This window comes from Mycobacterium sp. TY814 (assembly GCF_030755175.1).
Lineage (GTDB): Bacteria > Actinomycetota > Actinomycetes > Mycobacteriales > Mycobacteriaceae > Mycobacterium.
This window is the reverse complement of record NZ_JAUFRY010000001.1, coordinates 1,749,077-1,760,439: the sequence shown is the minus strand read 5'-3', so window position 1 is coordinate 1,760,439 and position 11,363 is coordinate 1,749,077. Positions and strand designations below refer to the sequence as shown.

General features: G+C 63.9%; 1 protein-coding gene. It reads left to right on the top strand.

What is annotated here, in order from left to right; genetic code table 11:
* Positions 1–26: 26 nt before the first annotated feature.
* Positions 27–11,225: a PPE family protein gene (locus tag QXH22_RS07605; protein WP_306275272.1), complete on the top strand. Its 11,199-nt coding sequence runs from the start codon at positions 27–29 to the stop codon at positions 11,223–11,225.
* Positions 11,226–11,363 lie beyond the last annotated feature (138 nt).

Genomic DNA, 11,363 nt, shown 5'->3' with positions numbered 1-11,363 from the left:
ACCCATATCGACGGAAGGTGGTGCGGTTGAACTTTCAGCTCTTGCCTCCCGAAATTAATTCTTTATTGATGCGGGCAGGCGCCGGTTCGGAGCCGTTACTGACGGCGGCCAACGCCTGGGACGGGTTGGCAGCTGAGCTGGGAGCCGCGGCGCAATCGTTCGGGTCGGTGACCTCCGGTTTGGCCAACGCCTCATGGCAGGGTCCGGCGTCGGCGGCGATGGCGGCCGCGGCCGCACCGTATGCCGGGTGGTTGACCGAGGTGGCGGCACAGGCGTCCGTGATGGCCGGGCAGGCCCGGGCGGCCGCGGGGGTGTACGAGGCGGCGCTGACGGCGCTCGTGGATCCGCTGACGATCGTCGCCAACCGGCTGCAGCGCACGTCGCTGGCCATGACGAACATCTTCGGCCAGAACACGCCGGCCATTGCGGCCGCCGAGGCAGCCTACGAACTGATGTGGGCCCAGGATGTGGCCACGATGGCGGGCTATCACGCCGGCGCGGCCGCGGTGGCGTCCGGGTTGCCCGCGTTCGCCGACCTCGTCGGCGGCGCCAACGCATTCGTCAACGCCGTCCTGACCGACCCCTCGAAGGTGCTCAGCCTCAACGCGGGATGGGCTCATGTCGGCAACTACAACGTCGGCCTGGGCAACGTCGGTGCGTTCAACCTCGGCGCCGCTAATGCCGGTGTGCGCAATCTGGGCTTCGCGAACGTCGGTGACGGCAATTTCGGGTTGGGCAATGTCGGAACCGCCAATTGGGGCCTCGGCAATTCCGGCTTGACACTCGGTACCGCCGGTCTGGGTAATGTCGGATTCGGCAATGCCGGGGGCGGCAACGTCGGCCTTGCGAACATCGGCCTGGGCAATATCGGCTTCGGCAATACCGGCAACAACAACATCGGCATCGGTCTGACCGGTGACAACCTGACCGGCATCGGGGGGCTCAACTCCGGGCAGGGCAACATCGGCCTGTTCAACTCGGGCACCGACAACGTCGGGTTCTTCAACAGCGGGACCGGCAACTTCGGGTTGTTCAACTCCGGCAGCTACAGCACCGGTGTGGGCAACGCCGGGATGGGCTCCACCGGGTTCTTCAACACCGGCAACTTCAGCTCAGGGCTGGCGAATGTCGGCCACTACAACACCGGCAGCTTCAACATCGGCAACGCCAACACCGGTGACTTCAACCCGGGCAGCGTCAACACCGGCTGGTTCAACACCGGCAACACCAACACGGGAATCGCCAACTCCGGCAACGTGAACACCGGCGCCCTCATCTCGGGCAACTACAGCAACGGCATGCTGTGGCGCGGTGATTTCCAGGGTCTGTTCGGCTTCGGCGCCGGATCGTCGATTCCGGCCATTCCCATCGGGATCGGCATCAACGGCGGCATCGGCCCGATCACGCTGTTGCCGATTCCGATCATCCCGGCCATACCGCTGAACATCCACTACACCTTCAACATCCCGCCCCTGGCCGTTCCCGACATCACCATTCCGGCATTCTCGGTGGGCACCGGCATACCGATCAACATCGGACCGCTCACGGTTTCGTCGATCACGCTCGTCGCGCAACAGCAATTTCCGTCTATCGTTTTCTCGGCCGGTCCCTTCAACGCTCTGGGAATCGTCACGATACCGGCGACCACCGCCTCCGACGGCACCGTTACCGGGCCGATCCACATTGACACCCGAATTCCCGTGTTGAATTTCAACGTCAACTGGAATACCCCGGAGGTCAAGCTTTTCCCGAATGCGATCAGCATTCCCGACAACCCGCTGTCGCTGCTCACCAATCTGTCGCTGGGAACCCCGGGATTCACCATCCCCGGATTCAGCATCCCGGGACAACCGATTCCGTTCACCATCGACATCGATGGCCAGATTGACGGGTTCACCACCCCGGCCATCACCATCGACCGCATTCCGCTGGACGTCGGTGCCGGCATCCGGATCGGCCCGATCCCGATTCAGGGCATCAACATTCCCGCGTCCCCGGGTTTCGGGAACACGACCACCGCGCCGTCGTCGGGCTTCTTCAACAGCGGCGCGGGCGGGGTGTCGGGTTTCGGCAACTTCGGGTCCGGTGTCTCAGGCTGGTGGAACCAGGCGGCCGGTGCCCTGGTCGGCACGAGTTCGGGCTACCTCAACGCCGCATCGCTGGGTTCGGGCGTGCTGAACGTCGGTTCGGGGGTGTCGGGCTTGTACAACACCGCGGCGGTGGGGGCGCCGGCGGTGGTGTCGGGTCTGGGCAACGTCGGTCATCACGTGGCGGGCTTATTGACGGCCGGGGACGGGGTGAGCCGGACGCTGATCGCCAACATCGGTCTGGCCGACGTCGGCAACTTCAATCTCGGCCTGGGCAATATCGGGGACCTCAACCTGGGGTTGGGCAACCTCGGGTCGCAGAACCTAGGCCTGGGCAATATCGGTGACCTCAACGTCGGGTTCGCCAATATCGGCAACGGCAATGTCGGGCTGGGCAACTCGGGATTGTCGGCGGGTCTGGCCGGGCTGGGCAATGTCGGATTGGGCAATGCGGGCAGCAACAACATCGGGTTGGCCAATGCGGGGTTGGGCAATGTCGGGTTGGCCAATACCGGTAGCAACAATCTGGGGATCGGTCTCTCGGGGGACAACCTGACCGGGATCGGGGCGCTGAATTCGGGGTCGGGCAATCTAGGCTTGTTCAACTCCGGGACGGGCAATGTCGGGTTCTTCAACACCGGGACCGGCAACTTCGGGCTGTTCAACTCCGGCAGTTACAACACCGGCATCGGCAATAGCGGATCGGCCTCTACCGGTCTCTTCAATGCCGGCAACTTCAATACCGGCTTGGGCAATGCCGGGCACTACAACTCGGGCAGTTTCAACGCCGGCAACGTCAACACCGGTGATTTCAACCCGGGCAACATCAACAGTGGCTGGTTCAACACCGGACATGCCAGCACCGGCATCGCCAACAGCGGCACCACCGACACCGGCGCATTCATGTCCGGCAACTACAGCAACGGCATCCTGTGGCGCGGCAACTACGAAGGCCTGATCGGCGCCTACTTCGCCCCCACCATCTCCCGGTTCCCCGTCACGCTGCACGTCGCCGGTCTGGTCGGCCCCATCCACGTCGCGCCCATCCCGGTCCCGGCGGTCCACTTCGCCGTCACCAACGCGGCGGTCGGCCTGGGCCCGATCAACGTCGCGCCCATCACCGTCCCGGCGATCCCCATCGACGCGGTGGGTTCGGTTGACCTGGCAGCCAATTCGATCGCTCCGATCCGGCTTCTCGACCAGCTCGGTGGCGCCGTTTCGGCACGCATCGGCTCGTTCTTCTTCAACAATCCCTTCGTCGCGATCGACAAGTACGGCAACCCGAACGGGTTCTTCCTGTCGAACCTGTCGCTGGGCGGGGTGCGGATCAGCGGCCCCACCCCGGGCAGCGACATCCCGCTGCGGATCACCTTTGCCAGCGACGCGCTGACCCTGCTCCCGAACGGTTTCTCCATTCCGGGCCAGACGGTGGCCACGGTCAACGTATCCGGCGGCAACGACGCCTTCACGTTCTTCCCGAACGGCCTGACCATCCCGAAGGCCTCCGCCGGGGTGGCAAACCTCGTCGGTGGCATCGACGCCTTCACCCTGTTGCCCAACGGCTTCACGCTCAGCATCCCGGCCACTGTCGACGGCGTCGCCTACGTCGGGGAGATCCCCATTCAGCTGATCAACCTGCCGGCGACGCCCGGGTTCGGCAACTCGACCACCACCCCCTCCTCGGGCTTCTTCAACACCGGCCCGGGCGGGGGGTCCGGGTGGGGCAACTCGGGCGTCGGTATGTCGGGCCTGTGGAACCAGGCTTCGAGCGCGCTGACGGGCACGACGTCAGGCCTCGCCAACTTCGGTGGGCTCGGATCCGGCCTGCTGAACTCCGGCGCCGGAGTGTCGGGTTTCTTGAACACCGCCGCGCTGGGGTCGCCCGCCCTGGTCTCGGGTCTGGGCAACATCGGTCACCACCTATCCGGACTTTTCCTGGCCGGCACCACCCTCAATGCCGGCAGCAGCATCGCCAATATCGGGTGGGCCGACCTGGGCGTCGGCAACCTCGGTTTCGGCAACGTCGGCGACGTCAACCTGGGTGCGGCCAACATCGGGGTGCAGAACCTGGGCCTGGGCAACATCGGCACCAGCAACGTCGGATTCGCCAACGTCGGCACGTCCAATTACGGGTTCGGCAACTCCGGTCTGTCGGTGGGTCTGCCCGGTATCGGCAACGTCGGCTTCGGCAACGCCGGCGGCGGCAACATCGGGCTGGCCAACCTGGGTCTGGGCAACATCGGATTCGCCAACACCGGCAACAACAACATCGGCATCGGACTGGTGGGGGACAACCTCACCGGCATCGGTGGGCTCAATTCCGGGCAGGGCAACATTGGGTTGTTCAACTCCGGCACCAACAACGTCGGGTTCTTCAACACCGGCACCGGCAACTTCGGCCTGTTCAACTCCGGCAATTACAACACCGGCATCGGCAACTCAGGGACGGCTTCCACCGGTCTCTTTAATGCCGGCAACTTCAACACCGGACTGGCCAACACCGGGCACTACAACTCCGGCAGCTTCAACGCCGGCGACACCAATACCGGCGATTTCAACCCGGGCGACATCAACACCGGCTGGTTCAACACCGGCCACTCCAACACCGGCCTGCTGAACTCCGGCACCCTCAACACCGGCGCCTTCATCAGCGGCTACGGCAACAACGGCCTGTTCTGGCGGGGCAACAACGCCGGCCAAGCCAGCTTCTACTACGGCATCACGATCCCCGAGTTCCCGATCCACATCGTCACTACCGGCGGCGTCGGCCCTATCGTCATCCCGGACATCGATATCCTGCCGCCGCTGCACATCGACCTCAGCGGAGCAGCCAACTACGGCTTCACGTTGCCGGACATTCCGATTCCGGCCATTCACATCGGCTTCGGCGGTGGGGCCAACGTCAACTTCGAGGCGCCGGCCACCACCTTGCTCTCCGCGTTGAACGTCACCGGAAACGTCACCGCCGGCCCGCTCACCGCCTCGAACATCGTCCTCAATCCCTTCAACATCAACCTGGCGGTTCCCCAAGCGCTGCAAGATCCGCCCTTCAACCTGCCGCCGTCCATCGGCTTCGAACTGGTCGCCCCGCTGATCCTCGATTTCGTGACCCTCGGCGGCCTGTCAGTGCCGATCCAGCAGGCCATGGATCCCATTGCCTTGCAGGCGATTTCAATCAGCCAGGCGATCCCGATCGACATCCCGCCGATCGATATCCCGGCGCAGACGATCAAGGGGATGTCGATGAGCGACATCCTGCCGCTCAAATACTCGCTGGACACCCCGGCCATCTCCCTGACCGGCATGACCATCCCGGCGATCCCGCTGAACTACGACATTCCGCTGACGGCGGGTCCGTTCCACATCTCGATCATCGACCTCAAGCCGGTCCCGGGCTTCGGAAACTCGAGCACTGCGCCCTCCTCGGGATTCTTCAACTCCGGTGCCGGCGGCGGATCGGGCTTTTTCAACGCGGGTTCGGCCATCTCGGGTCTGCTCAACCAGGCCGCCAAAGAATCGATGCTGGGGACCCTCTCCGGCCTGGGCAACACCGGCGGCCTGTCCTCGGGATTACTCAACTCCGGCACCGCCATCTCGGGCCTGTTCAACGTCACCGGTGTGGACTTCAACACCCCCGCGTTCATCTCGGGTTTCAGCAACCTCGGCGACCATCTGTCCGGGATCTCCTACAAGGGCCTGTACGCGATGATCACCTATCCCTCCGGCCCCAGCGTCATCTCCGAATTCTTCGACAACGTCATCGCCGAACTGGAAAACCTCGACATTCGCAACGCGCTCAACCTCGGCAACGTCGGCGGTGTCAATGCCGGCTTCGGCAACCTCGGCGACCTCAATTTCGGGGCGGGCAACTCCGGCAACGCCAACTTCGGCTTCGGCAACTTCGGCGCCCAGAACTTCGGCTTCGGCAACCTCGGCGACGGCAACGTCGGGTTCGGCAACATCGGTGACGGCAACTTCGGATTCGGCAACTCAGGCCTGACCGCGGGACTGGCCGGTCTGGGCAACGTCGGCTTCGGCAACGCCGGCAACGCCAACACCGGCTTCGCCAACGCCGGCCTGGGCAATATCGGCTTCGCCAACACCGGCAACAACAACATCGGCATCGGCCTGTCCGGCGACAATCTCACCGGCATCGGCGCGCTGAATTCCGGAAGCGGCAATATCGGCCTGTTCAACTCGGGGACCGGCAACGTCGGCTTCTTCAACACCGGCACCGGCAACTTCGGATTGTTCAACTCGGGCAGCTACAACACCGGCATCGGCAACAGCGGATCGGTCTCTACTGGTCTTTTCAATGCCGGCAATTTCGACACCGGCGTGGCCAACACCGGGCACTACAACACCGGCAGCTTCAACGTCGGCGACGCCAACACCGGCGACTTCAACCCGGGCAACGTCAACACCGGCTGGTTCAACGTCGGCAACACCAACACCGGGCTGTTCAACACCGGCAACGTCAACACCGGCGCGTTCAACTCCGGCAACTTCAACAACGGCGCCCTGTGGACCGGTGACTGGCACGGCACCTTCGGCTTCCGCTACGACCTGCAAATCCCGGCGAGCACCATTTTCGACTTCGACCAGACCTTCGACTTCGGGCCCATCAAACTCAGCGACCCCATTCACATTCCGGGAATGTCGCTGTTCGACGTCCACCAGATCATCAATGTCGGGCCCTACGTCATCCCACAGGTCGATATTCCGGCGTTCGAGCTCGATATTCACCAGACTTTGGAGATCCCGCCGATCGTCTTCCTGCAGGGCATGACGCTCGGCGGACAGACCTACACCACGCCGTTCAACAACCCGCCCGGCCTCGCCTCGGAATTCACCCTGCCGATCGTCAAGGTGCGGGTTCCGCTGATCAGTGATGCCGTATGGACCATCGGGCAACCCAACGGCCTCGGATTCGACGGCAACGCCGGCTGGGCACGGGAACCGGTCACAGGCATCACCTTCTACACCGGCACCGGCTTCGCCACGTCCGGCTACAACTCGATCACCATTCCGGTCATCAATATCCCGACGATCATGACCGACGCCATTCCGCTGAATATCGACATCAGCGGCGGGCTGCCGGCCTTCACCCTGTTCCCCGGCGGACTCAACATTCCGCAGAACGCCATTCCGTTCACTATCGACGCCACCGGAATTCTCGACCCGATCACCATTTTCCCGAACGGTCTCACGATCGATTCGCTGCCCCTGCACGCGGCGCTGAACGTCACCATGCCGCAGAGCAGCGTCACGCTGATCGACATCCCGCGGACCGCGGGCTTCGGCAACACCTCGCCGACACCGTCGTCCGGTTTCTTCAACAGCGGCGCAGGTGGGGTGTCCGGCTTCGGCAACTTCGGTGCGGGCGTGTCGGGCTGGTGGAACCAGGCGACGAGCGCCTTCGCCGGGTCCGCATCCGGCGTGCTCAACGCCGGCTCGCTGCACTCGGGACTGATGAACTTCGGCTCAGGGGTGTCCGGCCTGTTCAACACCAGCACGCTGCCGCTGGGAACACCCGCGGAGCTCTCGGGAATCGGTAATGTCGGCCAGCACCTGGCCGGGCTTTTCACCGCGGGGACGACGGGCAACCAGAGCCCCATCGTCAACGTCGGGCTGGCCGACGTGGGCAACCTCAACGTCGGACTGGGCAACATCGGCAGCTGGAACCTGGGCGCTGCCAACATCGGCCTGCAGAACCTGGGCTTCGGCAACGTCGGTGACGGCAATCTGGGACTGGGCAATGTCGGAAGCAGCAACGTCGGGTTCGGCAACGCGGGCCTGACGGTGGGACTGCCGGGCATCGGCAACGTCGGCTTCGCCAACGCCGGCGGTGGCAACGTCGGCCTGGCCAACGTCGGACTGGGCAATATCGGGTTCGCCAACAGCGGCAACAACAACATCGGCATCGGCCTGGTCGGGGACAACCTGACCGGCATCGGCGCGCTGAATTCCGGAAGCGGCAATATCGGCCTGTTCAACTCGGGGACCGGGAACGTCGGGTTCTTCAATACCGGCACCGGCAACTTCGGGTTGTTCAATTCCGGCACCTACAACACCGGTATCGGCAATAGCGGAACGGCCTCTACTGGGTTCTTTAATGCGGGCAATTTCAATACCGGCCTGGCCAACCCCGGTCATTACAACACCGGCAGCTTCAACGCCGGCAGTACCAACAGCGGCGACTTCAACCCGGGCAACATCAACACCGGCTGGTTCAACACCGGCGACGCCAACACCGGCTTCGTCAACACCGGCAACGTCGGCACCGGCGCATTCATGTCGGGCAACTACAGCAACGGCCTGTTCTGGCGCGGGGAATACCAGGGTCTGTTCGGCCTGCACTACGAATATCCGCTGCCGCACATTCCGTTGCTGGACATTCACGGCAGCGGCGAGTTCGGCCCCGTGGTCATTCCGCCCATCCCGATCCCGGCCACCCACCTGCAACTGGGCGGGAACGTCGCGATGGGCTCGTTCACCATTCCGCAGATCGACATCCCCGCGCTCAACCCCGACATCATCGGAAGCATCGGGTTCGGTCCGATCCATGTCCCGTCCGTTCACATCCCCGGCATCGACTCCATCAAAGTCGTCATGCACACCGACCCGGTGCGGGGACCGAACACAGCTATCAGTCCGTTCCTCATCTGGACGGAGGGTGACAGGTCCGGCATCTACCTTGGCCCCACTTACTATTCGTTCGGCGCGAATTATTTCCCGTCGTCGATCCTTGATCCCCCCACTCCGTTCGCGGTCAACAACATCACGGCCAATGGTGGCCTGGCGGGCGAGGCCAACACCTTCATCAACATCGTCACCCAAGGCTTCAACACCCCCGAACTCAACATCGGCCGGATTCCCGCGGGTTTCCACGTACCCGGCTTCGTCGACCCGATCACCGTCTTCCCCGGCGGCGTGACGTTCCCGGCGGCCAACCTGGTCAACCTCGGCGTCAGCGCGGGCAGCCTGGGCGTCGACATCCCGGCGATCACCTTCCCGCAGATCCTGGGCAACGTCGACGGCACCGTGTACGTGATCTCCAGCAACATCCCGTTCGTCAACATCCCGGCCACACCGGGCATCGGCAACATGACGACCGTCCCGTCGTCCGGCTTCTTCAACAGCGGGGCCGGTGGGGGTTCGGGCTGGGGCAACTTCGGTGCCGGCATGTCCGGTTGGTGGAACCAGGCGCACAACGCATTGCTGGGCACCGGTTCGGGTTACTTCAACGTCGGCACGCTGAATTCCGGCCTGCTCAACTTCGGTTCTGGGGTGTCGGGGTTCTACAACACCGCAGCCCTGGGGGCGCCGGCGTTGGTGTCGGGTTTGAACAACGTGGGTCATCACGTGGCGGGGTTGTTGACGGCCGGGGACGGGGTGAGCCGGACGCTGATCGCCAACATCGGTCTGGCCGACGTCGGCAACTTCAACCTGGGCCTGGGCAATATCGGGGACCTCAACCTGGGGTTGGGCAACCTCGGGTCGCAGAACCTGGGCCTGGGCAACATCGGCGACCTCAATGTCGGGTTCGCCAATGTCGGGCACGGCAACGTCGGGTTCGGCAACGGCGGGTTGTCGGCCGGTCTGGCCGGGTTGGGCAACGTCGGGCTGGGCAATGCCGGCAACAACAACGTCGGGCTGGCCAATGTGGGCCTGGGCAATATCGGGTTGGCCAACACCGGTAACAACAACGTGGGTATCGGGCTGAGCGGCGACAACCTGACCGGAATCGGAGCGCTGAATTCGGGGTCGGGCAATCTGGGCTTGTTCAACTCCGGGACCGGCAATGTCGGGTTCTTCAACACCGGCACCGGCAACTTCGGTCTGTTCAACTCGGGCAACTACAACACCGGCATCGGCAATGCCGGCACGGCGTCCACGGGGCTGTTCAATGCCGGGAATTTCAACACCGGTCTGGGCAATGCCGGGCACTACAACTCGGGCAGCTTTAACGCCGGCAACGTCAACACCGGCGACTTCAACCCGGGCGACATCAACAGTGGCTGGTTCAACACCGGACATGCCAGCACCGGCTTCGTCAACACCGGCAGCATCGACACCGGCGCGTTCATGTCCGGCAACTTCAGCAACGGCATCCTCTGGCGTGGCAACTATCAGGGCCTGGCCGGCGTCGCACTCGGTTACACCGTGCCGCAGTTCCCGGCGGTCGGTGGCGACCTGATCGGCGGCGTCGGGCCGATCACGGTGCTGCCACCGATCCAGATTCCGTCAATCCCGTTGTACATCAACACAAATGGTGGCATCGGCCCGGTCAGCATCCCGTCCATCCCGATCCCCTCGATCCACCTCGGCATCAACCCCACCCTGGATATCGGCCCGATCAGCGTCGGCCAATTCAGTGTCAGCGTCCCCGGCTTCGTGGTGAACTACAGCACTGCCCCGAGCACGTCCATCTCCGGGGGCAGTTCAGACTTCGTCGTGGTCGCCAGCTACGCCCTGCGCGTACCCGGAGCGATCACGATCTCGGGCAGCCAGGCCGGTATCCCCGGCTCGTCGCCGGGATTCACCGTGAACCCGATTACGATTCTGGCCGGGACGGCGACGTTCCCCGGGTTCACCATTCCGCTGGAACCGATCCACATCGGACTACCGATATCCCTGACCATCCCCGGCTCCGGCATTCCCGGCGGCGGGATTCCCAGCATCCCGCTGAACTTCGGGCTGAACTTCGCCACGCCCGCGTTCGGGCTCCCGACCGCCGTCATCGACCGGATTCCGCTGGACCTGCACGTCACGTCGACCGTCGGTCCGATCGAGATTCCGATCGTCGATTTCGGCAGGACTCCAGGCTTCTGGAATACGACCCTGCTGCCGTCGTCGGGCTTGTTCAACGTCGGCGGCGGCGGGGGCTCGGGCTTCTGGAATTCCGGGGCGGGGCTGTCCGGGTTCCTGAACGCGATCTCCGACCCGTCGCTCGGATCGTCATCGGGAGCCCTCAACTTCGGCACGCAGCTCTCCGGGCTGCTCAACCGCGGCGCCGGCATGTCGGGGGTGTTCAACACCAGCACGCTCGACCTGATCACCCAGGCGTTCAACTCCGGCTGGATGAATATCGGCCAGAAACTGTCCGGCCTGATTTATATCGGAACAGGGCCCTGATCCGCGCCTTAGCCAGTGCCACGGGCGGCTGTGCACTCTGCACTATTTAGCGGGACCGATGTGGGCAATTTGACCTTGGGTCACCGTATTGCGCAGAGCATCATTGGTCGCGCGCCGCGTCGCGCTCCGACGCGGTGT